This is a genomic window from Stenotrophomonas sp. NPDC047960 (genome assembly GCF_043204395.1).
In the GTDB taxonomy this organism is placed as follows: domain Bacteria; phylum Pseudomonadota; class Gammaproteobacteria; order Xanthomonadales; family Xanthomonadaceae; genus Stenotrophomonas.
In genome coordinates, this window is record NZ_JBIDBX010000008.1 from 263,653 (window position 1) to 290,464 (window position 26,812).

The window sequence follows — 26,812 nt, forward strand, 5'->3', positions numbered from 1 at the left end:
GCCCCGCAATTGGCCCTTGGGGCCATACGTCCGGCATGGCCCCAAGGGCCAATTCCCGGCCCTGCGGCAGGGGTCTAGCCTGCGCTGCGTAGTGACCGCCGCGCCCTCATCGCAGCGCGCGGCATGTTCCTTTCGTTCGCCGCCGGAGCCCTGCCATGAATGCCGACCCTGCTGCCCCTCCGCAACTGTCCACGGTGCTGGCCGCGGCCTCGATGCGCGCCGACCACTGGCGCCAGCTGAACGCGTATGCGCGAGTGTGGGCTGCCGCAGGCACCGACAGCGCCGAACGGCGCGCCGCCTGCGTTGAAGCGTTGGCTGACCTGCGCCCGCTCGAACAGTGCTGGGCCTACCCCGGCGAACGCCTGCTGGCCGCGCTGGCGGCGGCTCTGGCCGACAACGACGCCGCACAGTTCGCGCGGCTGGCACGCAAGCTTTCCGCCGCAATCCTGTCCGGTGATTTCCGCCGCGACGAACAGGCCTGGAACGCCGACGACGACGGCGACCGCACCCTGCTCGACGCGCTGCCGCCCGAGCTGCTGGGCGCGCCGGACAAGCCCTACTTCGAAGTGTTGATCGTGACCCCCAACGAACCGGCGCTGTGGCAACGTGCCCGTGACGAAATGCGCGCCATGCGCCGCGGCGATGATCAGTTCCACTATGCCGTCACCCACGCTGGCAGTTTCGAGGATGCCGCGCTGGCGGCAATGGTCAACGCGGACGTGCAGGCAGTGGTCATCGTCGACGGATTCCGTTTCACCTCGCTGCTCGACATCCCGGACCTGAAACAGTTCCTCGCCCGCAACCTCGGCAACGACGCCGAGCCGTCCGCTGCCGGCGCATTGTCCACCTCGCTGGCCCGCGCCCTGAAGCACTTCCGCCCGGAGCTGGACCTGTACCTGCTTACCGACCGCTCCCCGGAGCGGCTGGCCGGCAGCGACGAAGCCGCGCCGCTGCGCCGCGTCTTCCACCACGTCGAAGAACCCATGGAAGTGCACCTGGCATTGCTGGATGGCATCGCCGACCGCTACGAAACCCCGTACTTCGACAACCTCAAGAAATATGCGCTGCGCCCGATCGGGACCTTCCACGCACTGCCGATCGCACGCGGCAAGTCCATCTTCGGCTCCAACTGGATCCGCGACATGGGCCACTTCTACGGCACCAACATCCTGTTCGCCGAATCCTCGGCCACCACCGGTGGCCTGGACAGCCTGCTGGAACCCACCGGCACCATCAAACGCGCGCAGACGGCAGCGGCACGGGCTTTCGGCGCCAAGCGCGCCTACTTCGGCACCAACGGCACCTCCACCTCGAACAAGATCGTGGTGCAGGCGGTATGCAAGCCGGGCGACATCGTCATTGTCGACCGCAACTGCCACAAATCGCACCACTACGGCTTCGTGCTCAGCGGTGCGCAGCCCTACTACGTGGAAGCCTTCCCATTGACCCAGTATTCGATGTACGGCGCGGTTCCGCTGCGTACCATCAAGCAGGCGCTGCTGGACTGCCAGGCCGGCGGCACGCTGGACCGGGTCAAGGTCATCGACATGACAAACTGCACCTTCGATGGCCACATGTACAACCCGCAGCGGGTGATGGAGGAATGCCTGGCGATCAAGCCGGACCTGATTTTCCTGTGGGACGAAGCGTGGTTCGGCTTCGCCCGTTTCAGCCCGCTGCACCGTCGGCGCACCGGCCTGGGCGCCGCGGCCGCATTGACCGAGCGCTATCGCAGCAAGGCCTACCGCGCCGAGTACGAGGCCTGGAAGGAACAGCGGGGAAAGGTCGATCCCGGCGATCCGGCGCAGCTCGATGAACATCTGCTGCCCGATCCGGATGCGGTGCGCATCCGGGTGTACCAGACCAACTCCACCCACAAGTCGATGTCCGCGTTCCGGCAGGGGTCGATGATGCTGGTCTGGGACGAGGACTTCCACGAGGTGGAAGGCCCGTTCGAAGAGGCGTTCTTCGCCCACACCTCGACCTCGCCAAACCTGCAGCTGATCGCCTCGCTCGACCTGGCACGGCGGCAGATGGAGCTGGAGGGATACGGCCTGACACTCAAGATGACCGACCTGGCGCTGCGCCTGCGGCGCACCATCAACAGCCACCCGTTGATCTCGAAGTACTTCCATGTCGCCACGCCCGAAGACATGATCCCGGCCGAATTCCGCGCCTCCGGCCTGCGCGACTACGGGCCGCCCAATGCCAGCTGGGTGGAGACGCTGCAGGCCTGGGACGACGATGAGTTCGCGCTGGACCCGACCCGCCTGACCGTGATCTGCGGCGCCGCCGGCTTCGACGGCACCCAGTTCAAGGGCCTGCTGGCCGAGCGCTTCGACATCCAGATCAACAAGACCTCGCGCAACAGCATCCTGGTACAGACCAACATCAACAACACCCACAGCGACGCGGCGCTGTTGATCAAGGCGCTGGCCGACCTCTCGCGCGAAATCGAATCGCGACTGGCGCAGGAAGGCGACAACGGTCGCCAGGTCTTCGCCGAGCGGGTCCGCGCGTTGATGACCGACGTGCCCGACCTGCCCAACTTCAGCCAGTTCCACGATGCCTTCCGCGAAGCACCGGACGGGGCCAGCAACGAAGGCCACATGCGCCCGGCGTTCTTCATGGCGTACGAGGAAGCCAACTGCGAATTCGTGCGGCTGCACAGCGACGACGTCGACCGGCGCCTGGCCGAAGGGCCGCAGATGGTGTCTGCCAACTTCGTCATCCCCTACCCGCCCGGCTTCCCGATCATGGTACCCGGGCAGGTGATCACCGCCGACACCATTGCCTTCATGCGCAAGCTGGATGTCAAGGAGATCCACGGCTACCACGCCGCGCAGGGAATCAAACTGATCAAACCCGATGCGCTGGCCGGCCTGCGTGCCGGTTCCCTGCAGTGAACCGCCGTTCCCCGGACAGGAGCACATGTCATGCAAGGTTTCTTCCAGTTTCTCGCTGACAACCCCTACATCCTGCTGTTCTTCACCGTCGGCATGGCGGTGCTGGTGGGTAAGTTCTCGGTCAAGGGCTACGGCCTGGGCATGGTCGCCGCGGCCGTGGTGGTCGGCGCGGCGCTGGCCACCTGGGCGTCCACCTACGGCGTGAAGCTGCAGCTGGACAACTTCGCCAAGTCGCTCTTCTACTATCTGTTCATGTATGGCGTAGGCCTGCGGGTGGGGCCGGCGTTCTTCAACAGCCTCAAGAAGGATGGCATCACTTTCACCATCCTGGCGGTGATCTGCTCGGTGCTCGGCCTGGGCCTGGTGGTGTTGATGTCCGGCATGCTGGGCCTGCCGGCCGGCGCCGCCGGTGGCGTGCTGGCCGGCTCGCAGACCATGTCGGCCGCCATCGGCACCGCCGAAATGGCGGTCGAACAAGGCGCCTACCAGCTGCCGCCGGGGACCACCGCCGAGCAGGTTTCAGGAATGATCGCGCTGGGCTACGGCGTCACCTATATCTGGGGCACGGTGGGCATCATCCTGATCTGCAAGTACCTGCCGCGCTGGTGGGGCGTGGATGCGCGCAAGGCCGCGCGCGAATACGAGCTGGAACACGGCGTGCGCAATGTCGACGACGCCGCACTGTCGGGCTACCGCGGTGGTGGCCTGCGTGCCTACCGCCTCGACAACACCACCACCGCCGGCCAGAGCATCGGCCAGTTCCGCAGCAGGTATCCGCAGTACCGCATCGCCAACGTGCGCCGCGGCGAGGAGACGCTGGGTGCCGCCCCCGGCCTGGTGCTGCAGCAGGGCGACGTGGTCGCGCTCGGGGGTCGCCTGCAGGACCTCACCGACAACATCGGCCTGCTCGGTGTGGAAGTGGACGACCCCAAGGCGCTGAACATTCCGCTGGACCAGGCCGAGATCCTGGTCACCGACAAGGACTTCGTCGGCAAGCCGCTGAAAAGCCTGGCCGGCGAAGATTTCGCCGGGCAGCTGCAGGTCACCCGGCTGGAACGCTCGGGCGAACCCATCCCGGCCGGCGCCGAAACGGAACTCAAGCGCCTGGACGTGGTGTTCGTCACCGGCCTGAAGAGCGCGGTCGACCGTGCGGCCGGCCTGCTGGGCAAGATCGCCCGCCCCAGCACCACCACCGACCTGCTGACGCTGTCCGCTGGCATGGTGCTGGGCCTGCTGATCGGCAAGATCAACGTACCGATCGGCGACTTCTCGGTCGGGCTGGGCAACGCGGGTGGCCTGCTGCTTTCAGGCATTCTGGTGTCGTCGGTGGTGTCGCGGCTGCGCTTCTTCGGCAGCACGCCCAACGCCGCGCGCAACATCCTGGAGGACCTGGGCCTGGTGACCTTCATCGCCATCGTCGGCATCAACGCCGGTGCCACCCTGCTGGAACAGCTGACCGGCGCCATCGCGGTCAAGATATTCCTGGCAGGCTTCGTCGCCAGCACGGTGCCGCCGTTCATCACCTGGGCCGTGGGTTACCACTTCTTCAAGATCAATCCCGCCGTGCTGATGGGCGGCGTGGCCGGTTCGCGTTCGCATTCGGGTCCAGCGCGCGAGGCCGCCAAGGAGATCGACAGTACCGTGCCCTGGGTGGGCTTCCCGGTCGGCTATGCCGTGTCCGGCGTGCTGTACACGGTGTTTGGCTACTTCGCGATGGTGCTTTCGAACTAGGAGGCCGACATGAAGCCGCTCGCATGCATGCTGGCAGCAGCGGCGCTGCTGCCAGCCCTGGCCCAGGCGCAGTCCGCTGCGCCTGATGACCCGGAAACGGCCGACGCGCAGCCCCGTTCCACCGAACAGGGCCAGACCCCGCTCGACGAAGCGTTCACCCCGCGCGACCGCGCTGCCTGGATCCGCGACACGCGCCGCCAGGCGTGGAAGGACACCACCTTCGACGTGCAGGCGCGCACTTTCTACCTGGACCGCGACAAGTACGACGACAGCCAGAGCACGGCGTGGGCGCTGGGCGGCTCGGCCGGGTTCAAGACCGGCTACTTCCGCGAACGCTTCGCCTTCGGCGCCACCGGCTACACCTCCCAGCGCCTGTACGGACCGGATGACAAGGACGGCACCCTGCTGCTCAAACCCGGCCAGGAAGGCTACACCGTGCTGGGCGAAGCCTATGGCGAATTCCTGATCAACGACGACACCCGGCTCAAGCTCGGCCGCTTCGGCATCGATACCCCCTACGTCAACCGCAATGACGCGCGCATGACCCCCAACACCTTCCAGGCCCTGACCGTGCAGGGGGTGTACGGCGGCGACGACGGCGCGCCGCAATGGAAGTTCGGCGCCGGCTACTTCGACAAGATCAAGGAGCGCAACGCCGACACCTTCGTCTCCATGGCCAGGGACGCCGGCGCGCCGTCCTGGGTCGACCGCGGTGTATATACCCTCGGCGCGAACTACACCCGCGACCGGCTCAGCGCCGGTGCGATCTACTACCACAGCAACGACATCATCGGCATCTTCTACACCGAGGCGAAGTACGCCTTTCCGCTGGGCGACACCGCCAAACTCAACCTGGCGCTGCAGTACTCCGACCAGGACAGTGCGGGCGACAACCTGCTGCGCGGCGATGAATTTTCTGCCCGCCAGTGGGGTGGCAAGCTGGAACTGGGTTACAAGGGCGCGCTGTTCACCACCGGCTACACCCGTGCCAGCGGCGGCACCAACATGCAGAACCCGTGGAGCGGCTATCCCGGCTACACCAGCGTGCAGGTCGAGGATTTCAACCGCAATGGCGAAGGCGCCTGGCTGCTGCGTGCGGCGTACAACGTCCAATCGGTCAAGGGGCTGAGCTTCTACGCGCTGTACGTGGATGGCTCCGATCCCGACGCGCCTACCGAATACGCCAAGGACGAGTACAACCTCAATGCCCAATGGACGATGGCCGACGGACCGCTGAAAGGCCTGATGATGCGGGTGCGGTACGCGCACGTCAGCCAGAAGGGTCCGCAGACCAGCGACCTGGACGACCTCCGGCTGCTGGTCTATTACGACCCGCCGGGACTCTGATCCACCCCTCCGGAGGCGCGCATGGACGGCTTCGCATCGCTGCTGGTCCGCTATCCGGAACTTGCCGTGTACCTGGCCCTGGCGGTGGGCCATTGGCTGGGCGGCATCAAGATCCATGGGTTCAACCTCGGCGGCGTCACCGGTTCGCTGCTGGTGGGCATGCTGATCGGCTGGGCCTTCCATGTCCCGGTGGCGGCCACCGCCAAATCGCTGGTGTTCCTGCTGTTCCTGTTCGGCATCGGCTACGAAGTCGGCCCGCGCTTCCTGTCCGCGATGAAGGGCGATGGCTGGCGCTATGCGGTGCTGGCAGTATTCATGCCCGTGGTGGGGCTGCTGGCCGCCCTGGTCGTCGCCCATGCGCTGAAGCTCGATCCGGGCCTGGCCGCCGGCATGATGTCCGGCGCGCTGACCGAATCGCCGGCGATGGGCACGGCCAGCGAGGCCATCCAACGCCTGCCCATCGATGACGCGCTCAAGGCCCGCTACATCGCCCATGTCGGCGTTGCCGATGCCTTGTGCTACGTGGCCGGGGCACTGGGGGTGATCCTCACCTGCAACGTGATCGGGCCGCGCCTGCTGCGCCTGGACCTGGTCGGCGACGCGCTGGCGCTGGAGCACCGGTTCGGCATCGAACGCTCGGCGGCCGGCATCGCATCGGCCTGGCAACCCTTCGATACCCGCGCCTATCGCATCGCGCCGGGCATGCGCATCGCCGGTCTGCGCGTGGACCAGGCCGAATGCCTCCTCCCGGGCCTGCGCCTGTTCGTCTACCGGGTGCGCCACGGCAAGTCCCTGGTCGAGCCGGGCCATGCCACGCGCCTGCATGCCGGCGACCACGTCGTCATCGGCGGTCCACGCAACGCGCTGGTGGAAGTGCTTGGCGAGCGTGCCGAGGAAGTAGACGATCCAGAACTGCTGGACATTCCGATGGCGTCCCACCAGGTGCTGGTCAGCCGGCGTACCTGGGCCGGGCAGCGCCTGGAACAGATCGCCCGCGATGATGCGGTACGCGCGGTGTTCCTGCGCGGGATCCGTCGCAACGGCCAATCGATACCGATCGGCACCCAGACGGTGCTCGAACGCGGGGACGTGCTTGAACTGATCGGACCGGAACCTGCGGTGCTGCGTGCTGCCGCCGAAGTCGGTCGGATCCTGCACCCGACCACCGCCACCGATTTCGTGGTGGTAGGCATGGCGATTTTCCTCGGCGCGGTGTTCGGCATCGTCGCCGTGGTTCCGTTGGGCACGCTGTCGGTCAGCATCGGCAGCAGCGTCGGCGCGCTGCTGGGCGGCATCGTGGTCGGGCACCTGCGGGTCCGCCGCCCCCTGTTTGGACGGGTCCCGGACAGCGCGGTCAAGCTGATGCAGTCCTACGGCCTTGCCGCGTTCGTGGCAATGGTCGGGCTGGGCGCCGGCCCGCATTTCGTCGAAGCGGTGGAACAACATGGGCTCGGCCTGTTCCTGGGCGGCATCGTGGTGACCATGACCCCGTTGCTGGCCGGGCTGTGGTTCGGGCACAAGGTGCTGAAAATTCCCGGGGTGCTGCTGCTGGGTGCGATCTCCGGCGCGCAGACGTTCACCGCGGCACTGGCCGCGCTGCAGGAGCGCTCGGACAGTCCGATCGCGGTGATCGGCTACTCCGGCGCAGTCGCCATCGCCCATGTGCTGCTGACCACCTGGGGGACGGTGATGGTGCTGGCGATGGCCTGAGTGCCGGCCGGCGCGGACCGCGTTCAGCCACTGCCGGGGTCGACATGGGCCAGTTCGGCCAGGCGCACCAGCGCCGCCACCGAACGTACGCCGAACTTCAGCATGATGCGGCTGCGGTGCACCTTGGTGGTCTTCAACGAAATACCCAGGTCCGCAGCGATCTGCTTGTTCAAGCGCCCGGCAATGACATGCGGCAGCACCTGGCGCTCGCGCGGGGTCAGGCACTGGTAGCGCTGCACCGCGCCCTGCTCGCCATTACGCCGGATCCGTGCGCAGGCATCGGCGTCGATGCCGCGCATCACCGCCTCCAGCAGCACCGCCGCATCCACCGGCTTGGTCAGGAAATCCACCGCACCGGCACGCATTGCCTGGGCGCAGCTGGGAACGTCCGCATCGCCACTGACGAAGATCATCACCGGCGCCTGGCCGCGTTCTCCGAACAGCTGCTGCAACGCCAGCCCGTCCATCCCGGGCATGTGCAGGTCGAGCACCACGCAGCCTGCGGTGTCGGCATCATACTTGGCCAGGAATTCGTCCGGGGAACCGCTCAGGGTCACTTCCAGCCCATCGGCGCGGAGGCAGCGCCCCAGCGCGGCAAGCACGCGCGGATCATCGTCGACAATGTGCACGACAGTGCTCATGGCACTACTCCATCAAGGGAAGTTCGATGCAGAAACAGGCGCCGCCTTCGGGCAGGTTACCGGCATGGATCTCGCCGCCGTGGGCACGCAGCAGCGTGCGGCAGATGGCCAGGCCCATGCCCATGCCTTCGGGCTTGCTGGTATGGAAGGGCGCGAAGATGGCGTCCATGCGTTCCACCGCGATGCCGGGTCCGGTGTCGCGCACCTCGATCCGGATGGTCCCTGGCACCGACCCGTCGGTGCGCAGGGTCAGCACCCGGCGGGGGCTGTCGACCATGGCATCGCAGGCATTGATGACCAGGTTGAGCAGCACCTGCTGCAGCTGCACGGCATCCCCCTGGACCCGACTGAACGGTACCGACAGGTCCAGCCGGTATTCGACACCGCGGTTGATCAGGTCGTTGCGGATCACACGGACCGCATCATGCACCAGGTCGTTGACCAGCAGCGCGCCGAGCGTTCGGGTCTCGCGTCGCAGCAGCCCGCGCAGGCGGCTGATCACCTCGCCGGCGCGCTGGTCGTTCTCGACGATGTCCTGCAGGATCTCGCGTATCTCGCTGATCGCGCCCGGGTCGCGGCGCAGGATCCGCAACCCGGCCTGGGCGTTGCTCAGGATCGCGGCCAGCGGCTGGTTGAGCTCATGCGCCAGCGAGCCGGAAATCTCTCCGATCAGGGTGACCCGCGACATGTGCGCCATGCTTTCGCGCTCCACTGCCAGCTCCTGCTCGGTATGCCGCTGCGCGGTCAGGTCGGCGACCGCGAGCACGCCCTGCCACCCACAGTCCAGCTCCACTGCGTTGAACAGCAGTTCCACCGGGAATGCCTGGCCATCACGACGCAGGCCTTGCTCGTCGCGGTCCATGGCACGCGCGGCGACCGGACCTGCGCGATGGCGGCAGGACCAGATGGCACCGGTGGCATCGGGCAACAGCCCGACCAGCGGCGTGCCCTCGATCTCTCCCTGCGCATAGCCGAATACCGCCGCCGCACGGTCGTTGGCGTAACGCACCACGCAGTGCCGGTCGACCAGCAGCAAGGCCAGTGGCAGCGCGTTCAGGACCGTCCGCAGCTTCACCTGGTCCCGTGTTGCCGATTCCGGGTGTGGCGTCAGCGTCATCATTCGGGCCTCCGAGGCCTGTGTGCGTGCATAAGAGCGTGCATGTGGACTCTCCTTCGACCCCCCCCTTCAAACGCACCCGCACACAGGTTGACCGTCATGCTTACCTGGGCGGATTGATCACCACGTACTGCACCGTGGTGCCGCTGTACTGCGGCTCGTACCAGGTACTGCCACACTGCTGGTAGGCCATGCCATTGATGACGGTGGTGACGCAGCTGGGCGGTACCGAGTTCACGATGGAGCCGATGACCGCCGAGGTCACCGCCACGCCCGCGGTGACCGCCGCCGCCGTGGCGAACGGATGATCGTCATAACGGTTCCAGTGATCATCGTGGTAATCCACGTCGACGTGAACGTCCCGGTTGACGTTGCGGTTCACGTTCCGGTTGACGTTGCGGTCCACGTTATGGCTCGCGTTGTGGTTCACATCGCGGTGCGCACCGCCGCCCTGCGGCCGCTGTACCGGCCGGTTGATGTTGGCATGGGCACTGGCACGTGCCGCACCGCCACCGCCGCCGCGGTGCCCGTGCTGCGCATTGGCCGGCGCGATGCCCACCGCGAGCAGGACCAACAGGCTTGCCGCGCTGGCCAACAGAGGCGTACGGGTCTTGAGCAGAATGCGCATGTCAGTTCTCCTGGCTGCCATCGGGGACCACCACGGCAACCTCCAGCGGCACCAGCTTGATCCGCGCGGCATCGGCCGGTGGACTGAACTGGAACGCGGTGGCCGGCACCGGCGTGCGGGTATCCCAGGTCAACCGGGCGCGGTACTGCGGCTGGGCCGGGTCGTCCAGGGAATTGATGATCAGCTTCTTCGGCAGCGAGGTCGCCTTGGAGATCCACACCTGCCAGTCCACCGCGTCCTGCTTGAACGCGTACTGCTCGACCGGCTCGCCGTCCACGGTGCCACCGCCGATGTGCAGTGCATTGCGGATCGCGGTCTTGGGCGCCTTGTCCGTGCCCCACAGGAACATGTCGGCCAACGGCATCTCGATGCCGTAGCGGGTGGCGGCCTGGTCGACCAGTTCGCCCAGCGACGCCCCTGCCCCGTCCACCTGCGCGTAGTACTTCAGGCGCGGCGAATACACCGTCAACGCATTTCCGTCGTAGATCAGCTGGCGCAGCTGGCGGTCGCTGCGCAGTTCCAGGAACAACTGGTTGGGCGCTTTTACCTTGTAGGTCACCACCCCGTCCAGTTCGATCTTCTGGCCATCCTCCAGTACCACCTCGGTGCTGGCATCGGACGTCAGCGAGAACTGCTTGAGGCCGCGCAATGCCGCGCCCATGCGGTCCAGCGCGGCCAGCGCTTCGGGATCGCGCTCGCCGGCGTCGGTTCTGGCGGCGGGCGGGGGCGCGGGCGCAGCCGCCAGTGGCAATGCGATGCCCGCCAGCCCTGCGACCAGCAGGCAGGCAGTGCGGACGTTGAGGATCGCAGGGGTGGCCATGGGGTATCTCCGGAAACGGAAGGGGAAACGCGCGACTCAGAAACCGGCGCTGATCGATACGCTCCAGGGATCGCCTTCGAAGCGGTTGCGCACGCTGAACTCACTGAGGTAGCGGAAAGACACATCCACGTGCTCGCCACCGGACCATTTCTTTCCGTAGGTCAGCACCGGACCCACCCCGAACGAGCGGCCCTTGAAGCCATTCAAACGATCGGCAAGCGCGCTGTCATCGTCCTGCACCTGCTGCACCCAGCCAGCGGCGGCACCGAAGCCCCAACCACCCGGGGTGCGTTTGACCAGCAATGCATCGGCGCGCAGGACCAGGCCATTCCTGTAATCGGTGGCGTCGTTGCGGCTGTACCAGTCCATGCCGCCCAGCGCGCTGAACTCCAGCGTCCCCGTCTGGAACAGGTGGGTGTAGCCCACCGCCGGCGACACGGTCCACACATTCATGCCGGGGTTGGCCAGTTTGCCCGGGGTGTATCTGGCGGTGGGCGCGTACACGTACAGCCCGAAGGAGACGTGCTGTACCGGGTCGATGTGGTAGCTGGCAATGACCGGGGCGAAGTACAGGTCGAAGAAATTGGAGGTGCTGTCCTGGACCCGCACCTGGTTGCCCAACGGGCCCTGCAGCCCAGCGGTGATATCCGCGTCGATGTAGGGCACCGTGAGCATCGTGCCGAAGTTCCACTTGCCGGCCTTGGTCGGCCACACGTATACCCCCGTAGCTGCCAACAGGCTGACGTCGGCGTCCAGCCCCAGCGAGATCTGTCCGGCAATGGGCGCCGGTCGGCTGCCGCCGATCGTTCCGTCGTAGTGCACATAGCTCAGCGACCACTGCATGCCCGGATCCGGCGGGATGATGCCGACGTACGAGGTAATCTGCATGCCCGTGATCGAACGGCCCAGGCCACCTTCGACCGCGTGTGCCGGAAGCGTGGCCACCAGCGCCAGCGTGCCCAGCAGTACGGCCGTGGCCAGGCAGCTGCGACGGTAATGCGAGGCGGACGGGGATGGCATGACAATCACCTCGTTCATCAGCGTTCCACGCAGCGGAAGCCGACGTGGCAGGTGGAGGTATCGATCGGCTGGGCCATCCGCGCGGCGGGCCGGTAGCGGCGGCAGTAGTTGGGTGCGCACAGGTGTGAGCCGCCCTTCATCACCCGTCGTGGCACCGCGCTGCGGTCGCCCGGATCATGGCTGCGCTGGCGCTCGCCTCCGCGCGGGTTGTCGATCGCGCAGCAGGCTTTGCTCTGCAGCTGGTCATGCTGCTGGTACCAGTCGGTCGTCCACTCCCAGACGTTGCCGATCATGTCGTACAGCCCGTAGCCGTTCGGGGGGTAGCTGCCCACCGGCGAGGTCCAGCGGTGGCCGTCTTCCTCCAGGTTCAACCACGGGAACTCGCCCTGCCAGGTGTTGGCCTGGTGGCGCCCGCGTACGGTGAGGCTGTCGCCCCAGGCAAATTCGGTGGGGTCGTGCCCGCCGCGCGCCGCATACTCCCACTCCGCTTCGGTCGGCAGGTCCTTGCCCATCCATATGGCGTAAGCCTGCGCATCGGCAAAGGTCACATGCACGACCGGGTGGTCGTCCAGCCCATCCAGCTGGGTGAACGGCCCACGCGGGTGGCGCCAGTTCGCGCCGGCCACGTAATGCCACCAGTTGTGGGTATTGGACATGTCCACCGGATGGGCGGGCTGCACGAACACCACCGACGAGGGCGCCAGCAGGGCCGGGTCAGCGCCCGGATAGTCGCGCGGATCCGCCGGCCGTTCGGCGGCCGTCACATAACCGGTTGCGGCCACAAAGCGGGAAAACTCCCGGTTGGTGACCGGATAGCGGTCAATCCGGAATGCCCCGACACGCACCTTGTGCGCCGGGCGCTCTTCCGGATAGTGGTCGTTGGACCCCATCAGGAACACCCCGCCTTCAATCTCGATCATGCTGTCGGCCACGACACTCATTCCTGGCCATCCTTCAGCGAGGGCCGCCGGTGCGATCGGGTTCGGCAAGCTGTGGCTGCCATCGGGTTCTCCGGGTCAGGGGTGCGGGAAGATTGAACGTCGCAGCGCAGGCGCGTCATCCGAACGGCGCCACGTCGAATGTCATGCCGGCGATGGCCAGCAGGCCGAGCAGCCACAGCAATCCGGCGGTGATCAGGGTGAGGGAGATGGGATAGTGGCTCTCCCCATGGACGAGACCTTCGCCGATCATCAACCGGCGTTCGTGCCGCAGCCCCTGCATGTAGCGCACGTGATAGACGATGCCGAGCGTAAGCATCACGATGCCGAGTCCGACCAGCGCCACCCCGAAGTTGCGCGGCGCATGTGGGCGCAGGTTCACGCCAGGCACTTCCAGCATGTGACCAAAGAACTGGTAGATGGTGAAACCGAATCCGATCAGCGACAACGCGGTCCGGATGATCGACATCAACGTGCGGTCGGCACTCATGCGCGTGCGCTGGAACGACATTCCGGTCCGCCGCGACGATAGTTCCAGCGACGCCTGGTCCGTGCCGCCCAGGACCTGGCGCGCGTGCTCCAATGCGGCTGCCTGCTCGGTCAACGCCTTCTCAGGATCGTTTTCGATCATTGCCGGGATCCCTTGTCATGGGCGGGGTGAGTGCGCAACCAATGCGCGGCAAGCCGGGTAAAAGGGCCACGCAGGACCAGGTACGGAATGAAGGCCAGCCCTACTGCCACCACGAAGGACTCCAGCGGGTAGCGGAAGCTGCCATACACGCGTATCTGGTAGATCACATCCATTACCACCCCCAACAGCAGGATGCGCGCGGTCGCGGTGACACCTTCGCGCCAGGTGGCCAGACGGTCTTGGCCAGCACTGTGCGCGATGAGCCAGGCATAGGGCGGCTTTCCCGCGCGCGCAGCGCGGATGCCGTCGATCAGCGCGGTGATCAGCGCCATGGTCGGCTGCAGCATGAAGCGGAACGTCATCGGACCGTCCGTACGATCGATCATGTCCGTCCAGAAGCGCGTCAGGAAGTCGATGGCGAGGAGCATTGCCGGGTTCCGGTCCAGAGGATTCCAGCTTGGCTGCTGCCAACGTCTATGCACATCGGGATAGGTACTGCACCGGCCTCAGTATTTTTACTGCGTCGGCAGCGGCTGACCGTACGGGCATGCTCCTCCGGCATGAGCCAGGAGCGTTACTCACTGATGCGGGGTGGACTGGTGCACCGCCTGCTGCACGCCAGCGGTGCGCTGCAAGGCAGCCGCACCTGTCCTGGTGGCTCGCTGCGGCGCTGCTGCTGGTCACCTTCGTGCCGTTGCTGCCGCTGGCGCTGGTGGCGATGTCGGTAGGGACCTGGTGGCCAAGCTGGCAGGCATCCTGGTCTGAGCCGGTACCGGTGGCTCAGAGCGAGCGCGACACGAACCGCTCGCCGCGCAGCGCGGCCTGCACGGCCAGTGCCAGGTCATCACCGGCATCGGACTTGAGCACATAGCTGCAGGGCCCCAGCGCCATGGCCTGGTCCACCATCTGCGGTTCGGCATGCACGGTGATGAATACCACGCCCAGCACCGGGCGTTGCACGCGCAGCCGACGTGCGGCTTCCAGCCCATTGAGCTCTGGCATGGCGATATCCGTCACTACGACGTCTGGCAGCATGCTCTGGGCGGCCTTGACCAGTGAAGCGCCATCCTGGACCAGGCCGATGACCTCGAATTGTTCGGCCAGCAGCCCGCGCAGCTGGCGCCCCATGGCGGAGCCGTCTTCGGCCAGCAGCACACGGACAGCGTTCATGGGTTCCGCCAGGGCATCGCGTGCCCTGATGGTGTGCCGCAGCGGAGACCGTAACAAGGGAAAAACAACCGGGCGGAGGCAAGTAAATCTACTTGCCCACCGCCGACGGGGTGTCTAGTGGCGGATCAACCCTTCGAGCTCGGCCTTGCGCACCAGTTCCAGCGTTCCATGCACGCCCAGTTCCTGCATGATCGCGTACTTGTGGGATTCGATCGTGCGCACGGAAACACCCAGTTCGTAGGCGATCTGCTTCGAGCGCAGGCCCCTCGCCACATACTCCAGGATCCGCAGCTGCTTGTCGGTCAGCACATATTGGTGCCGCCCCGCATTGGTGATGGCATCCACCGCCAGCGTCGGGGTCACGTAGGTATGCCCGCCCATGACGCCGGCGAGCGCGCGCACCAGCTCTTCGCCGGCCGCGCTCTTGAGCACATACCCGCGCGCACCTGCGCGTATCGCCTCGGCGGCCACGCTGGACTCGTCGTGCATGGTGAGGAACACCACCGGAATGTCATAGCCCTCCTCACGGATCCGCCGCAGCGCCTGGATGCCGGTCAGGCCCGGCATGCTGATGTCGGCCACCACCACGTCGGGAGGATCCCGTCGAACGGCCTCCACCAGCTCCTCGCCGGAGGACACCAGCTCGATCGAATCGAACTGGTCTTCCAGCAGATGCTCGATGCCCTGAGCCACCACGCGGTGGTCATCGGCCAGCACTACCCTGCGATACCGGCACTCCGCCGTCGAATACGAAACCTGCATGTTATCGTCTCCCGTGGCATCAATCGTCCCCTGATTGAAGTGCTCTGCGGACCAGCGGTGTGGCCGGCCCCGCACAACGGCTCGACCTTGATGGTGACGACGTGATGGCGCCGTGACGTTGTCCTGTACTGTGACGGGTGTTTAAAACGGTTCAGCCCCGCAGGGTATCCCGGGGGCTTTCGCCGAACACGTCGCGGTACATCACCGAGAATCGCCCCAGGTGCGCGAACCCGAACCGCGTGGCCACTTCGGTCACCCCCAGCGTGCCCCTCGCATGGCGCAGGACGTTACGCGCCAGGTTCAATCGGGCCAGCTGATGCCAGTGGCACGGACCGTGTCCATAGGCATCGCGGAAGAGTCGCTCCAGCTGGCGTTCGCTTACCCCCAGATGGACGGCAAGCGCCCGGCTGTCATATGCGTTTTCCAGCTGTGACTTCAGGTAGGCCTCCGCCTGGCGCACGATCGCATCACGGCGGCGTTCGTTGCAGCTGCCCAGGCCGCGCCGTTCTGGACCACCATCGGAGGCCGCCACCGCGTCGATGAATACCCCCAGCAGCGTCGCTGCCTGCATGTCCAGCTGCTCGGGCCGGATGATCCCGTCCCAATCGGCGGCGTCCTGCAGGACCTTGAACACCCCTTCGCGCAGGTTGCGCGCGTCCCTGGGCGCTGCCGCGCGGCTGTACCAGCCGCCCCGGGGCAACCGCAACTCGCGCCCCACCCGCCGCACCGCTTCGCGCTGCAGCACCGCGCGCGGAATCAGCATCACCGCCCACTGCCAGCCGCCGGGGCTGGGCCGCACATTCAGTTCGCTGTCCTCGGCAAACACCATGATCTGACCCGCTCCGATCCAGCGCCCGTTCGCCCACATCGGCTGCGCGCAGGTAACCGCCAGGGCCAGCGCGATCATGCCTTGGCTGAAACTTCCGCTGGCGAAGATCGGCAGGGTGTAGGCGCCGCTGTCCAGGCTGAACTCGGGAAAGACCAGGCGCTGCACACAGGCGCGGAAGTGACCGGCAGCCAGGAGCCGCTGCTCGAAGCGGGCGTCGCGCACCACCCCCAACAGGGCGTCCGCATCAAAGCCGTCAACCACGAAACGACTGTAGGGAGACACCGGTTCGTCCATCACCAACTCCAGCAACGTGTCGGAATGTGGATAGCGCGCGTCGACTCAACCTGTTCTCATCGGCGCGATTGTGGGGCCGTTGCGGCATGGCGACAAGCGGCGCCGCCGGCCCCCAGCCATGACCGGTCGCAGTCCCTTGCTCACCCGAAAGTCGTACCACGTTACGGCGCATGGATAGCCAGTGTGGCGATCCCGCGCATCTCCCCGAGGTGCAGAGTGCAGGCAGGCAGCCAGGTGAACCAGGTCGAAGCGTCTCCGCCCGGCACTGTCCGCAGTCGACTTCCTTTTCCACGCCGGAAACGCTTCACATCATCTCCACTGGACGTGCGCGTTCTCATAACAACGGTGCTTCCGCTGCTGGTCGGCTGCATGCTCGGCCACTGGCTGCCCACCCTGGCCGACACGCCGCGGTTGCACGTGCTGTGGGTACCCGGCCCACTCCTGCTGGGCTGGCTGCTGTTCACGCCGCGAAACCAATGGCGCCGGTGCCTGCTTGCCGCCTGTGCCGGCACGGTGTTGTCGTTGCTGCTGGTGCCGCTGTCAGCATTGCCGCGCCTGCTGGCCAGCCTTGGGGAATTCACCATGGCCGCGGTGGTGGCATGGCTGCTGTTGCGCTGGCGCGGCGAGCGCGCCGCACTGGAAGACTACCGCGACCTGACCCTGTTCCTGCTGCTGGCCTGCGTGCTGCTGCCGCTGTGCGGAGCGTGGTGGTACGCGCTGGCGCTGGGCGGGCGTGGCGACGCGCTGGAACCGGCCGCCATGCGCGAGTTCGCCCTGACCAGCAGCGTCAGCTACCTGCTGCTGGTGCCGGCCCTGGTCAACCTTGCCCGCATCCTTGAAGCGCCCGAGCGACGGCACGGCTGGCACTGGCGGAACGCGGGCCTGGCCCTGGTCCTGATGGCGGTGCTGGTGGTGTTATGGACCGTGGACTGGCAGAACGGCGTGGTCACCCCGCTGCTTACCCTTGCCCCGATCCCACTGCTGGTCTGGACGCTGATCGTGTTTGGCATCGCGGGTGCGTCGATGACCCTGCTGGCGGTCGCCGTGCTGGGGATGCAGCTGGGGCTGGAATCAATGGGGCCGTTCGGTTTCTGGACGCCCGAACGCAACCTGCTTACCGGCCAGGCCTGGACCCTGTGCACTGGGTTCGCGCTGCTGTTCCTGGGCGCACTGTCCGAGCAGAAGCTGTCCAACCGGATCAAGCTGCAGCGTGCGTACGCGCGCCTTGGCGAGGTCACCGGGCGGATGCTGGTGGTGCAGGAGGAGGAACGCACCCGGATTGCGCGCGACCTGCATGACGACGTCAACCAGTCGCTGGCCGCGATTTCGATCCGGCTCAGCACATTGCGCAACCACATCCCGCCCGCCGAGCGCCCCAGCGTCGTCGAGCTGCAGGACCAGTTGCTGTCGGTTTCCAACGACATCCGTGCCATTTCCCACGAACTGCATCCCAGCATCCTGCGTTTCACCGGCCTTGCCAGTGCGCTGGATGCGTTCTGCATCAAGCGCAACGCGCGGGGGCGCCTGCGGGTGCGCTGCAGCATCGAGGATGCACCGCACCTGGACGACGAACAGGAGCTGAGCCTGTTCCGGATCGTGCAGGAAGCGGTCAACAACGTGGACAAGCACGCGCAGGCCAGTGTGGCCGATGTACTGGTGTGCGTGCGCGGGCAGAACGTGGTGCTGCGGGTGGATGATGATGGCGTGGGCATCCTGGACAGCCGCCTTCGGCGCACGCCTGGGCTGGGCCTGATCAGCATGGAAGAGCGCGCGCGGCTGCTGGCCGGTACCCTGCATGTGGGCACCAGCCCGCTGGGCGGCGCGCGGATCGAGGTGCGCTTTCCCCTGCGCGACGCTGCCCCACGTGGAACGCCCGGCCAGTAGAACTACTGGCGGCGACAGATTGCACCCACACGTCTGGAGTTTTCCATGCCCTCTCTTCGCAGGACGTCCTGGCTTACCGTCGCGCTGTTGGTCGGTTGCGCCACAGGCCCGCTGACCGCCCCATCACCGGTGGCGCACCCCTCCGCGCTGCCGCCACCGCCTGCGCCGGTCCCCGAACTGCGCCCGGGCGTGCCCGCCGGCTACCTGGGCCGCGACCTGCCCGACAGCCTGGCGCTGCTGCCGCCACCCCCCGCCAGGGGCTCGCCCGGGTTTGCCCGCGACCAGGCAATCAGCCGGGCGGCGCAGAAGCTGAAGTCCGGCACGCGCTATGCGTTGGCCATTCGCGATGCCGACCTGCGCTTCCCGCAGGTGGCCGGCACGTTCTCGTGCGCGCTGGGGGTGCCGATCAGCCAGCAGGACACCCCTCGTCTGTACCTGCTGCTGCAACGCAGCCTGGTCGATGCGGGCCTGGCCACGTACGCGGCCAAGGATCATTACAAGCGCACCCGGCCGTTCGTGTTCTACAAGGAGAGGACCTGTTTCCCGCCCGACGAAGCGTCACTGCGCACCGACGGCTCGTATCCGTCAGGGCACACATCGATCGGCTGGGCCTGGGCTCTGTTGCTCAGCGAGCTGAGCCCGGCCCAGGCCGACGCCGTGCTCGCGCGCGGCCGTGCCTTCGGCGAAAACCGGCTCATCTGCAACGCGCACTGGCAGAGCGACGTGCTGCAAGGCCGCGCGGTCGGCGCTGGCGCCGTCGCGGTGCTGCATGCCAATGAAACCTTCAACGCGGACATGCGCGCCGCCCGCGCCGAGATCGACAGCCTGCGCGGCAGCGGCGTGGTGGCGCAGGACTGCGAGGCCGAGGCAACTGCGCTGAAGGTGATCATTCCCGGCGTGGAATGATCCACCGTCGCCGGCAACACTCCGTCCCGTCGCCGGCAGGCTGCGTGCGGCGTGCCCGCGTGGCATGCTCCGTGGATCCTTCCAGTTGCAGAGCACGCCCCATGGCACAGGTCCAGATTATCTCCGACGGCCCCGACTACCGGCACCAGATCCAGGCCGGCACACATGTCGTGGTGGCCGACGAACCGGCCACGCTGGGTGGCCAGGGCGCGGGCATGGCGCCGTTCGAACTGTACCTGGCTGCGTTGTCGGCCTGCACGGCGATCACCCTGCGCATGTATGCGGAGAAGAAGGGCTGGGATCTCGGTACGTTCCGCGCCGAGCTTTCCTCCTCCCGCGACGCCGACAACCGGCTGCTGGTCCACCGGGTCCTGCATGCCACCGGTGCGCTCGATGACGCGCAGTGGCAGCGGTTGCTCGATGTTGTCGAACGGACGCCGGTGACCCTGGTGATGCGCGAAGGGGCGGTCATTACCAGCGAGCGGGGCCCCAGCTGAGACGCATCGCCATCGAAGAATGGCCTGGCTCGCTGCCCCCTGAGCGATGACGGGGGAGACATCCCGCGGTTGACAGCGAGCCAGGACAAAGTGTGCCGGTCGCGGGATCCTGTGCATCCAGGTGACCTTCCACGCGTTGGCGCTTCGTGGTCATTAGAGCCGTGGAATGGACGCGAAGACGCCTCGATCCGGCAGCACGACTGTGTGTTCCGGCAAGACGAGGGAGAATTGCGGCACGTGGATGTGCAATTCCGGCACGGTGCCGGAAACGTGCACTCAGGCGAGAATGCCCGTCGCGGTGGGCGCCCGCATCAACGTATCGCGCGGAAGTTCACCGAACACACGCCGGTAGTTGTCGGCGAACCGCGACAGATCCCACAGGCCGCAGCTGAGCGCCACCGCCTTCACCGACCTGCGGGTAGCGTCGGCCATCGACAACCCCCGGCACGCGGCGCACAGCCGCAGCATCGACAGGTACCTGTTCGGCGACGTCCCGAACAGGTCCTCGAAGGCATAGCGCAGGGCACGTTCGCTCACGCCGGCGGCAGCGCAGATCTCGTGCATGTAGATGTTGCGCCGCAGGTTCTGCCGCATGAAACTCTCTGCGCGCTGTGCGATGAGGTAATGCGCGCGCCGCGCGCGGGAGTTGGCCGGCCGGCTTTGTCCCCGGGCAGCCAGCAACGCCTGGACGTGATCGTGCAGCAGCGTATCGACCGCATCCGGCGGCAGCACCGCGTTCTCATTGCACAACCAGGCGGGAAGCTGCGTGTAGCGCTGGGCAAGGCGGGATCCGCTGCCGCCAGCGTCCGCCTGGAACAGCGACAGCGTCTGCCCGAACGGCAGGTTCGAGCACAGGCTCAGCTCGGTGAGTTTGCGCTGCATCCGTTGCATGGGGGCAAGCAGGAAACTGAAACGGGTGCCGGCACTGAGCGCGAATTCGCTGGCGCCTTCCGGAAATACCGTCAGCGCCGTCCCCGCGCCCAGGCTTACCCCGTGGCACCAGCTTCGCGCTTCGTCGGTCTCGTGGATGAAGCCCAGCAGGCACCATTCGGCCGGCAGCACGAAGCGTCCACGACACTGGAAAGCACACGTGGCCGTGCAGAACAGCGATTCATCATGGACCTGCGACTGGATCGAGGCCCGCGGCCCGTTGTCATCCAGCAGCACCAGTTCCAGATCGCATACGCGGAGCACGCTGCTCAAGGACGCCAGATCATGCTGGCGCAACCTGGAATCGTGACCCTGCCGCACTTCACCATCGACCATGACAGTGGCTTCCCTTGCGGGGTGACCGCAGGGTGGTCACCATCGACCCTGCTGCCCTCCCCTGGATTGCTGGGCATTCCCCCCGTTGGAATGCGTGGCTGTATCGGTGCGAATGAGCATCGCTGCTTCCGCCCGAGTGTCCGCGTGAAGATGTCTACACGGCGTCAATATGCTTCCTTCACCGACGGTGATCGGTCCCCTCCCCTGATGCCACCGCGCACCCTGCCGATTTTGTGCATCCGCCGGGGCCTGCGATGGCGGAACATCGTCCGACGCGCCCCGCGCGCAAGGACGACAGCCCATGGCCGCCAGCCTCCAGTTGCTGCACCCCAAGCCGCCGCCAATGACGCTCGTCCTCTATGCGCCGGGCAGCCATCTGGCTGCCCTGCTCGAAGCCCGGCTCCCGGTCGGCATGCGCGTGCACTGGCAGGACAGCGCCGCACCGGCCGGCGCCCTCGACGTTCATCGTCGCAACGGCACCTGCCTGGTGCTGTTGGATTACCTGGACGGGAGCGCGCAGGCATCGAGCGAACTGGCCAGGCGGCTCCAGCGCAGTCATCCCGACCTGCCGCTGGTCGCGGTCGGCTCGACGTCCGCGAGGAACGAGGAAGGGGTCGTTGCGGCCGTACGTGCGGGCCTGCGCGACATCCTCGACCTGGAGGCCAGCACCGCCGAGATCGACGCCGTGCTGCGGCGCGCCGCAGCGCTGCCCGCCGACGTTCCCGCCGAGCCGGCGCAGGGAGCCGAAAGGGCTCGATTGATCCTGCTGCTGGGCGTACGCGGCGGCGTCGGCACCAGTACTCTGGCCACGCATCTGGGCGTCATGGCGCAACAGCTCGCGCCGCATCGCGCTGGAGGGGGCGACGCGCCCGACACGCTGCTGGTTGACCTCGGCCAGCCGACAGGCGATGCCGCGCTGTACCTCAACGTGGACAGCCACTTCCATTACGAGGATGCCCTGCGCCACGCCAATCGCATCGACGCGAGCGTGGTCACCACGGTGATGACGCGTCACGAAGGTGGACTGCGCCTGCTGGGGCAGCCGGCAGGCGGCGAGGGTGCCACCCTCGCCGATCCAGCCGTACTGATGCAGCGTCTGCGCGGCGTGTTCGGGACGGTGCTGTGCGACCTGGGCGGCGTGCCGGTGCGTCAGATTCCCCGCTCGCTGCTCAACGGTGCCGACGAGATATGGCTGATCGCCGACCCGGCCATCGGCAGCCTGGTCTCACTGGACCAGGTGTTGAAACATCTGGACGCCATCGGCAACCGCGATGCCCGCCTGCACCTGGTCATCAACCGCCGCAACGGCCCAGGCGGCGGGCTCGGGCCGACCCAGATCGCTGCCCGGTTCGGCCTGCCGCTGCTGGCCAGCCTGCCTTGCTGCGAACGCCTGCAGACCAGCGCCACCCATGGGCACCTGCTGCTGCACGATGCACCGCGCGCGCCCTACCTGCGCGCCCTGGCGCCGTTGCTGGCGCGCTTGCGCCCGGCGGCGCCGCCTGCCCGGCCCCACTCCCCGCTGCAGAACATCCTGCGCTTCCTGGACCGCAGCCCATGGAAAAGAAAGTAGCTCCCTTCGATCATGCCGCTTCGCGTGCGGGTTTGATGCCCGCCCATCCCGCCGCGGAACCCCGGGTGCCGTTTGCCCAGTCCGAGGACTTTCTCCGGGTGCTGGCAGCGGCGCACGAGCACCTTCTCAACAGCATCGAGGACGGCCAGGTCGACATCGACGCCTGGTCGCCCGTCACGGTCGCGCGCTACGTCGCCACCGAGACCGAACGGTTCGTGCAGGAATGGCGCATCCCGGTCAACACCGCTGAAATGCAGGTCGTCGCTGCCGCCCTGGTCAAGGAACTGACCGGCTTCGGCCCCTTGGACGACCTGCTGCGCGACCCTGCCATCGACGCTATCCTGATCAATGGCTACCGCGACATCCACGTCTCCCGGGGCGGGCAACTGACGCCCATCAGCCAGCGCTTCACCGACGATGATCATCTGCTGCGCATCCTGCGCCGGATCCTGGCCCCGCTGGGCCGCCGCCTCGACGAAGACAGCCCCATTGCCGATGTGCGCCTGCCCGCGGGCGGCCATCTCAATGCAATCATCCCGCCGTTGGCTCTTGATGGCCCGGTGGTATCCATCCGCAAGTTCCGCAGGATCCCCTTCACCTGTGACGAACTGCTGCGCATGGGCACGTTCGATCCGGCCGTGCACGCGCTGTTGAACGCCATGGTGCGTGGCCGCTGCAACGTCCTCATCTGTGGCACCGCCGAATCGGGCAAGACCTCGCTGCTCAACGCAATGGCCGGATGCATCCCCGCCCACGAACGCATTGCCACCGTTGAAGAGGTTGCCGAACTGACCCTCAAGCACCCGCATGTCGTCCGCCTCGAAAGCCGCCCAGCGGGCCCGGACGGCCAGACCGCGGTCAGTACCCGCGAGCTGATGCGCAGCAGCCTGGGCATGCGTCCCGATCGGATCCTGGTCGGTGAACTGCGGGGTGCCGAGGCGCTTGAAATGCTGCAGGCGATGGCGACAGGCCATGACGGTTCCATGGCGACCCTCCGTGCCAACTCGCCGCGTGACGGCCTGCAGCGGCTGGAAATACTGGCCGGACTCGCGGGCTTTCAGGGCAGCGAAGACACCTTGCGTCGGCAGATCGCCGGTGCGGTTGATCTTGTCGTGCAGGTTCAACGGCTGGGCAGCGGCCGCCGTGTGATCGCCTCGATCAGCGAGATCACCGGTATCTGCGACAGCCTCATCAGCCTTCGCGAACTGTCCCATCACGAACTGCAGATCGACGCCGACGGCCGGGAGCAGGACCGCTGGGTGGGGATCGATCTCCAGCCACGCTCGAGCAAGCTTGAAGGGTTCCGGAGACAGTTGGGCCGTTCACGGAACAGCAGTTCCTGACCGCTGGCCAAACAAAAACGGCGACCCTGCGGCCGCCGTCTGCGCACTCACACGCTGGCTGCTCAGGCAGCGGCCGCGACCTGCGCGCTCTGGCGCTGCACCAGCGCATTGAAGCGCGCCAGCGAACTCAGGTGGTGGTGGATCGAGGCCAGCCAACCATTACGGTGCCAGGCAACGATGATGTCGTCGGGCAGCTTGGCAAACTTCTCGACATCCACGACGTAGAAGCCGTTCACCGACATCTTTTCGCCGCTGGGCAGGGTGACGTCTATGCTGCGCTCGACCAGCAGGTCCTGTTCCTTCAGCGCGGCGCTGAACTGGCGGGTCTGCTCATATTCCCGGGTGAAATCGGCGCAGAACTTCATGGCGTTGTCTACCAGGTCGGTCGCCTTGCCGTCAACGAACAACGGCTCGCCTTCGTCGCTGACGCCCTGGTTGACCTGCTCCGAATCAGCGTCCAGCGCCAGCAGGAAGTTGCCGTCTTCATCGGACTGCATGAACACGAACGGGTAGCGGCGCAGGTAGGCCGGCGCGTAGGTATCGTCGGCCCACTTGCCATCGGCCACGAACAGATTGCGCCGGGTCAGGCCCACCGCCACGATCGGCGAGGCATCCTGCCCGGTGAACAGGATGGGGAAATGCTGGGCCGCCATGCCGAATTCGCCGATCACGGCCGGAATGGCGTTGGTCTCGGCGGCAAACGCCAGCGAACCCGGACGCAGGCGCCAGTTGGCGTGCTTGTCCGATTGCAGCGGCAGCGGCTGGCGGTAGAACAGCGGACCGGAAGCCTGGGCCGGAGCGGCCGGCGGAGTAGTCGTTTCAGCAGTCATGAAGTTGGTCAGGTACGACGCGCCATACAGCCCGGGCACGAAAGCGGGCACCGCATTGATCCACCACTATAACGTGGCTGTTTTGCAGCGGGCTAGCGCCGGCGAGATCGCTGCAGTGCAACAACAGGCGTCCGATGGGTCTTTGCGGCCCTGAACAAGCCGGTCGCGACGCGGGGCGTGGCCATGCCAATGGGGACGGGTGATGATCGCCGCAGATGCGCGACCACTCCCCCATGCACGGACCTTCCTGTCTGACCCGTCCATTCCGCCCTGTCCTGGTGGGCGTCGCCTGCCTGGCCGTGGCCGCCTGCGCGGGCGAGGTACCGGCCGTGGCGCCAGCGCTGATCCTGCTTCCCGAACCGGTGGCCACGGCCGCCCCGCTGCCGGGCGGCGATGCCGCGCTTCGGCGGCTGCATTTCCGCGATCGTCACGGGGAAGGCCTGCTGGTGCTCGAGCGGAGAAGCGAAACCCTTGAGCATGCCGACAGCGGTGAGGTACTTGACGTGGTGGTCCTGACCGCGCAGATGCACGCCCGGCCTGGTCCCCATACGGTCTGGAGCAGGCAATGGCACCGGCAGATCCGCCAGCCCTGCGCCGGTCTCGACCTGGACGCCGGCTGGCTCCTGGAGCACGTGGGCGTGACCGACCTGGACGGCGATGGGCAGGCAGAGATCACATTGGCCAGCCGCACATTCTGTGGGGGCGGCGGCGACCCGCACCAGCTGCATGTCAGCCTGATCGATGGCGGCACGCGGTACGGCATCGAAGGGGACGCTGGGGTGTCACTGCCTGGGGAGGAGCCGCGCGGCGGGGAGCGCCACGACAGCGCGAACCTGGCGGCGGCGCCGGCACCGTTCGTGCAGCACCTGGATGCGCTGTGGGCGGCGGTGCGCGCTCAGCCGATCACGATGTAATCGCTGACCTGCTCAATGCCGGCGTGCGCACCACGCACCAGCTGCACATGCCGGCCGCCTACCTGGTCGATGGCAATGCAGTCATCCACTTCGAGCACGGCATCGGTATGCGGCTTGCTCCAGCGGGCGTCCTGCAGTGCCTTGGCCTTGCGCCTGGCGGCCGCCAGGTCGGGCGCGACCAGCAACACGTAGTCATGCGCCTCGCCCAGTGCGCCGGGCACGTAGCCCCCCAGGTTGACGAAGAACAGCCGCGGTTCCCCCTCCGCCGGTGCGGCATCGCCAAACCGCACGCGATGGTCCTCGACACCGTCGACGGCCAGCCAGCCGTCCACGTGCAGGCCCTTGATCTCGCCAAACCAGTCCCGGCGCAGCTGCGGATACGCATCCTCGATGCGATCAACGTTGGCGAACGCCACGTCATGAACCTCGATCCGCGCGCGGGCGTGGCGCCCACCCAGCATGAACACGTGCAGCACCGCCCACTCCTTCGTCGACTCCGGCCGCCAGTGTAGCGGCGCCCACCCCGGCGCCACCACGGCGGTGGTATGGTCGGGGCTGGCAACCGCAGGAGCGACCCATGACGACCCGTTCGCGCAACGTGCTTCCGCTGGTGGCCTTTGCCACCGCTCTGTCCCTGTCCGCCTGTGCCACCGCGCCCGGCCCGGAAATCGCCGGCAGCGGCGAATGCCACGCCGAAGCCCTGACCTGGGCCATCGGCAAGAACGCCGACGAAGCCACCCTGCGCACCGTCTTCAAGCAGAGCGGCGCCGGCCTGATCATCCCGATCGGCCCCGGCTCCACCATCGCCACCCGCGACCGCCGCTCCGACCGCCTGCGCGTCTTCCTCGACAAGGACAACATCATCACGGCGATTCGTTGCGAGTGATGTCGGTTGGCGCGTAAGGCGCAGAGCAAAAGCAAAAAACAACAGCAAAAGCCCTGGTCTGCGGATGTCTGCGGCTTGGCCGGCGGGTGTGGGTTTGCGGGGGGCGCCGTGAATCCATCCGTGGAGGCTCTTGCGAAACATCCATGTTTCGCAAAGCCCCCGCAAACCCACC

Annotated in this window: 25 protein-coding genes; 11 read left to right on the plus strand and 14 right to left on the minus strand. The window is 66.9% G+C overall.

Annotated elements, in window-relative coordinates; translation table 11 throughout:
- The first annotated feature begins 155 nt into the window (after positions 1–155).
- From ACGFZ3_RS17710 to ACGFZ3_RS17725, 4 genes are read left to right on the plus strand one after another with little or no spacing between them, the layout of a single operon-like run.
- Entirely contained in the window at positions 156–2,906 is a 2,751-nt protein-coding gene (locus ACGFZ3_RS17710) for a hypothetical protein (RefSeq protein ID WP_392924167.1), read from the plus strand.
- Positions 2,907–2,936: 30 nt separating this feature from the next.
- The gene (locus tag ACGFZ3_RS17715) at positions 2,937–4,637 is read left to right on the plus strand and encodes an aspartate:alanine exchanger family transporter (RefSeq protein WP_392924169.1); all 1,701 of its coding nucleotides are present in this window, start codon (positions 2,937–2,939) and stop codon (positions 4,635–4,637) included.
- A gap of 9 nt (positions 4,638–4,646) precedes the next feature.
- Entirely contained in the window at positions 4,647–5,984 is a 1,338-nt protein-coding gene (locus ACGFZ3_RS17720) for an OprD family outer membrane porin (protein WP_392924172.1), read from the plus strand.
- 21 nt (positions 5,985–6,005) lie between these two features.
- On the plus strand, positions 6,006–7,694 hold the full coding sequence (locus tag ACGFZ3_RS17725) for a hypothetical protein (protein WP_392924175.1): 1,689 nt from the start codon (positions 6,006–6,008) through the stop codon (positions 7,692–7,694).
- A 23-nt stretch (positions 7,695–7,717) separates the two neighbouring features.
- Here the strand turns inward: ACGFZ3_RS17725 and ACGFZ3_RS17730 are convergent, their stop codons facing one another.
- From ACGFZ3_RS17730 to ACGFZ3_RS17780, 11 genes are all read right to left on the minus strand, one after another.
- Positions 7,718–8,335 carry a response regulator transcription factor gene (locus ACGFZ3_RS17730; protein ID WP_392924178.1) on the minus strand — a complete coding sequence of 206 codons (618 nt, stop codon included), beginning with the start codon at positions 8,333–8,335 and terminating at the stop codon, positions 7,718–7,720.
- Positions 8,336–8,339: 4 nt separating this feature from the next.
- A complete protein-coding gene (locus ACGFZ3_RS17735; RefSeq protein ID WP_392924181.1) occupies positions 8,340–9,452 on the minus strand; it encodes a sensor histidine kinase in 1,113 nt (370 codons plus the stop codon).
- A gap of 103 nt (positions 9,453–9,555) precedes the next feature.
- Entirely contained in the window at positions 9,556–10,080 is a 525-nt protein-coding gene (locus ACGFZ3_RS17740) for a hypothetical protein (RefSeq protein ID WP_392924184.1), read from the minus strand.
- A gap of 1 nt (position 10,081) precedes the next feature.
- Positions 10,082–10,900, minus strand: a complete 819-nt coding sequence (locus tag ACGFZ3_RS17745; RefSeq protein WP_392924187.1) for a DUF2092 domain-containing protein — start codon at positions 10,898–10,900, stop codon at positions 10,082–10,084.
- A gap of 36 nt (positions 10,901–10,936) precedes the next feature.
- Positions 10,937–11,920, minus strand: a complete 984-nt coding sequence (locus tag ACGFZ3_RS17750) for a transporter (protein WP_392924192.1) — start codon at positions 11,918–11,920, stop codon at positions 10,937–10,939.
- A gap of 17 nt (positions 11,921–11,937) precedes the next feature.
- Positions 11,938–12,861, minus strand: a complete 924-nt coding sequence (locus tag ACGFZ3_RS17755; RefSeq protein WP_392924195.1) for a formylglycine-generating enzyme family protein — start codon at positions 12,859–12,861, stop codon at positions 11,938–11,940.
- Between the two features lie 115 nt (positions 12,862–12,976).
- The gene (locus tag ACGFZ3_RS17760; RefSeq protein ID WP_392924199.1) at positions 12,977–13,489 is read right to left on the minus strand and encodes a YidH family protein; all 513 of its coding nucleotides are present in this window, start codon (positions 13,487–13,489) and stop codon (positions 12,977–12,979) included.
- On the minus strand, positions 13,486–13,917 hold the full coding sequence (locus tag ACGFZ3_RS17765; RefSeq protein ID WP_392924202.1) for a hypothetical protein: 432 nt from the start codon (positions 13,915–13,917) through the stop codon (positions 13,486–13,488). The genes ACGFZ3_RS17760 and ACGFZ3_RS17765 overlap by 4 nt, the downstream gene beginning before the upstream one ends.
- 352 nt (positions 13,918–14,269) lie before the next feature.
- On the minus strand, positions 14,270–14,659 hold the full coding sequence (locus ACGFZ3_RS17770) for a response regulator transcription factor (protein ID WP_392924206.1): 390 nt from the start codon (positions 14,657–14,659) through the stop codon (positions 14,270–14,272).
- Between the two features lie 114 nt (positions 14,660–14,773).
- Positions 14,774–15,421 carry a response regulator gene (locus ACGFZ3_RS17775; RefSeq protein WP_392924209.1) on the minus strand — a complete coding sequence of 216 codons (648 nt, stop codon included), beginning with the start codon at positions 15,419–15,421 and terminating at the stop codon, positions 14,774–14,776.
- Positions 15,422–15,572: 151 nt separating this feature from the next.
- Positions 15,573–16,544, minus strand: a complete 972-nt coding sequence (locus ACGFZ3_RS17780) for a helix-turn-helix domain-containing protein (RefSeq protein ID WP_392924213.1) — start codon at positions 16,542–16,544, stop codon at positions 15,573–15,575.
- Between the two features lie 24 nt (positions 16,545–16,568).
- Here ACGFZ3_RS17780 and ACGFZ3_RS17785 point away from each other — a divergent pair, with 24 nt between their 5' ends.
- The 3 genes from ACGFZ3_RS17785 (at position 16,569) to ACGFZ3_RS17795 (ending at position 19,831) form a co-directional block, all read left to right on the plus strand.
- Complete coding sequence (locus ACGFZ3_RS17785; RefSeq protein ID WP_392924216.1) at positions 16,569–18,428, plus strand: sensor histidine kinase; 1,860 nt, start codon at positions 16,569–16,571, stop codon at positions 18,426–18,428.
- 45 nt (positions 18,429–18,473) lie between these two features.
- Entirely contained in the window at positions 18,474–19,334 is an 861-nt protein-coding gene (locus tag ACGFZ3_RS17790) for a phosphatase PAP2 family protein (RefSeq protein ID WP_392924218.1), read from the plus strand.
- Positions 19,335–19,435: 101 nt separating this feature from the next.
- Positions 19,436–19,831, plus strand: coding sequence for an OsmC family protein (locus ACGFZ3_RS17795; protein ID WP_392924220.1), 396 nt, complete (start codon positions 19,436–19,438; stop codon positions 19,829–19,831).
- Positions 19,832–20,107: 276 nt separating this feature from the next.
- Here ACGFZ3_RS17795 and ACGFZ3_RS17800 read toward each other — a convergent pair whose 3' ends face one another.
- The gene (locus ACGFZ3_RS17800) at positions 20,108–21,097 is read right to left on the minus strand and encodes a helix-turn-helix domain-containing protein (RefSeq protein WP_392924223.1); all 990 of its coding nucleotides are present in this window, start codon (positions 21,095–21,097) and stop codon (positions 20,108–20,110) included.
- Positions 21,098–21,398: 301 nt separating this feature from the next.
- Here ACGFZ3_RS17800 and ACGFZ3_RS17805 point away from each other — a divergent pair, with 301 nt between their 5' ends.
- Together ACGFZ3_RS17805 and ACGFZ3_RS17810 are read left to right on the plus strand one after the other, a co-directional pair.
- Positions 21,399–22,667, plus strand: coding sequence for a CpaE family protein (locus ACGFZ3_RS17805; RefSeq protein ID WP_392924226.1), 1,269 nt, complete (start codon positions 21,399–21,401; stop codon positions 22,665–22,667).
- The gene (locus ACGFZ3_RS17810) at positions 22,652–24,010 is read left to right on the plus strand and encodes a CpaF family protein (RefSeq protein ID WP_392924229.1); all 1,359 of its coding nucleotides are present in this window, start codon (positions 22,652–22,654) and stop codon (positions 24,008–24,010) included. The genes ACGFZ3_RS17805 and ACGFZ3_RS17810 overlap by 16 nt, the downstream gene beginning before the upstream one ends.
- 62 nt (positions 24,011–24,072) lie before the next feature.
- Here ACGFZ3_RS17810 and ACGFZ3_RS17815 read toward each other — a convergent pair whose 3' ends face one another.
- The gene (locus tag ACGFZ3_RS17815) at positions 24,073–24,891 is read right to left on the minus strand and encodes a SapC family protein (protein ID WP_392924232.1); all 819 of its coding nucleotides are present in this window, start codon (positions 24,889–24,891) and stop codon (positions 24,073–24,075) included.
- Between the two features lie 164 nt (positions 24,892–25,055).
- Here ACGFZ3_RS17815 and ACGFZ3_RS17820 point away from each other — a divergent pair, with 164 nt between their 5' ends.
- Positions 25,056–25,754: a M949_RS01915 family surface polysaccharide biosynthesis protein gene (locus tag ACGFZ3_RS17820; protein ID WP_392924235.1), complete on the plus strand. Its 699-nt coding sequence runs from the start codon at positions 25,056–25,058 to the stop codon at positions 25,752–25,754.
- Here ACGFZ3_RS17820 and ACGFZ3_RS17825 read toward each other — a convergent pair.
- Complete coding sequence (locus ACGFZ3_RS17825) at positions 25,736–26,230, minus strand: DUF1543 domain-containing protein (RefSeq protein ID WP_392924238.1); 495 nt, start codon at positions 26,228–26,230, stop codon at positions 25,736–25,738. The two genes, ACGFZ3_RS17820 and ACGFZ3_RS17825, sit on opposite strands and share 19 nt — an antisense overlap.
- A gap of 101 nt (positions 26,231–26,331) precedes the next feature.
- Here ACGFZ3_RS17825 and ACGFZ3_RS17830 point away from each other — a divergent pair, with 101 nt between their 5' ends.
- On the plus strand, positions 26,332–26,640 hold the full coding sequence (locus ACGFZ3_RS17830; protein WP_392924241.1) for a hypothetical protein: 309 nt from the start codon (positions 26,332–26,334) through the stop codon (positions 26,638–26,640).
- Positions 26,641–26,812 lie beyond the last annotated feature (172 nt).

What these genes read in the sequence shown, in the direction of transcription:
- ACGFZ3_RS17710 (WP_392924167.1), top strand. Translation starts at nt 156, where the DNA reads ATGAATGCCGACCCTGCTGCCCCTCCGCAACTGTCCACGGTGCTGGCC.
- ACGFZ3_RS17750 (WP_392924192.1), bottom strand. Translation starts at nt 11,920, where the DNA reads ATGCCATCCCCGTCCGCCTCGCATTACCGTCGCAGCTGCCTGGCCACG.
- ACGFZ3_RS17785 (WP_392924216.1), top strand. Translation starts at nt 16,569, where the DNA reads ATGTGGATAGCGCGCGTCGACTCAACCTGTTCTCATCGGCGCGATTGT.
- ACGFZ3_RS17725 (WP_392924175.1), top strand. Translation starts at nt 6,006, where the DNA reads ATGGACGGCTTCGCATCGCTGCTGGTCCGCTATCCGGAACTTGCCGTG.
- ACGFZ3_RS17730 (WP_392924178.1), bottom strand. Translation starts at nt 8,335, where the DNA reads ATGAGCACTGTCGTGCACATTGTCGACGATGATCCGCGCGTGCTTGCC.
- ACGFZ3_RS17830 (WP_392924241.1), top strand. Translation starts at nt 26,332, where the DNA reads ATGACGACCCGTTCGCGCAACGTGCTTCCGCTGGTGGCCTTTGCCACC.
- ACGFZ3_RS17795 (WP_392924220.1), top strand. Translation starts at nt 19,436, where the DNA reads ATGGCACAGGTCCAGATTATCTCCGACGGCCCCGACTACCGGCACCAG.
- ACGFZ3_RS17800 (WP_392924223.1), bottom strand. Translation starts at nt 21,097, where the DNA reads ATGGTCGATGGTGAAGTGCGGCAGGGTCACGATTCCAGGTTGCGCCAG.
- ACGFZ3_RS17755 (WP_392924195.1), bottom strand. Translation starts at nt 12,861, where the DNA reads ATGAGTGTCGTGGCCGACAGCATGATCGAGATTGAAGGCGGGGTGTTC.
- ACGFZ3_RS17805 (WP_392924226.1), top strand. Translation starts at nt 21,399, where the DNA reads ATGGCCGCCAGCCTCCAGTTGCTGCACCCCAAGCCGCCGCCAATGACG.
- ACGFZ3_RS17775 (WP_392924209.1), bottom strand. Translation starts at nt 15,421, where the DNA reads ATGCAGGTTTCGTATTCGACGGCGGAGTGCCGGTATCGCAGGGTAGTG.
- ACGFZ3_RS17790 (WP_392924218.1), top strand. Translation starts at nt 18,474, where the DNA reads ATGCCCTCTCTTCGCAGGACGTCCTGGCTTACCGTCGCGCTGTTGGTC.
- ACGFZ3_RS17810 (WP_392924229.1), top strand. Translation starts at nt 22,652, where the DNA reads ATGGAAAAGAAAGTAGCTCCCTTCGATCATGCCGCTTCGCGTGCGGGT.
- ACGFZ3_RS17735 (WP_392924181.1), bottom strand. Translation starts at nt 9,452, where the DNA reads ATGACGCTGACGCCACACCCGGAATCGGCAACACGGGACCAGGTGAAG.
- ACGFZ3_RS17745 (WP_392924187.1), bottom strand. Translation starts at nt 10,900, where the DNA reads ATGGCCACCCCTGCGATCCTCAACGTCCGCACTGCCTGCCTGCTGGTC.
- ACGFZ3_RS17760 (WP_392924199.1), bottom strand. Translation starts at nt 13,489, where the DNA reads ATGATCGAAAACGATCCTGAGAAGGCGTTGACCGAGCAGGCAGCCGCA.
- ACGFZ3_RS17770 (WP_392924206.1), bottom strand. Translation starts at nt 14,659, where the DNA reads ATGAACGCTGTCCGTGTGCTGCTGGCCGAAGACGGCTCCGCCATGGGG.
- ACGFZ3_RS17820 (WP_392924235.1), top strand. Translation starts at nt 25,056, where the DNA reads ATGCGCGACCACTCCCCCATGCACGGACCTTCCTGTCTGACCCGTCCA.
- ACGFZ3_RS17780 (WP_392924213.1), bottom strand. Translation starts at nt 16,544, where the DNA reads ATGGACGAACCGGTGTCTCCCTACAGTCGTTTCGTGGTTGACGGCTTT.
- ACGFZ3_RS17740 (WP_392924184.1), bottom strand. Translation starts at nt 10,080, where the DNA reads ATGCGCATTCTGCTCAAGACCCGTACGCCTCTGTTGGCCAGCGCGGCA.
- ACGFZ3_RS17715 (WP_392924169.1), top strand. Translation starts at nt 2,937, where the DNA reads ATGCAAGGTTTCTTCCAGTTTCTCGCTGACAACCCCTACATCCTGCTG.
- ACGFZ3_RS17720 (WP_392924172.1), top strand. Translation starts at nt 4,647, where the DNA reads ATGAAGCCGCTCGCATGCATGCTGGCAGCAGCGGCGCTGCTGCCAGCC.
- ACGFZ3_RS17765 (WP_392924202.1), bottom strand. Translation starts at nt 13,917, where the DNA reads ATGCTCCTCGCCATCGACTTCCTGACGCGCTTCTGGACGGACATGATC.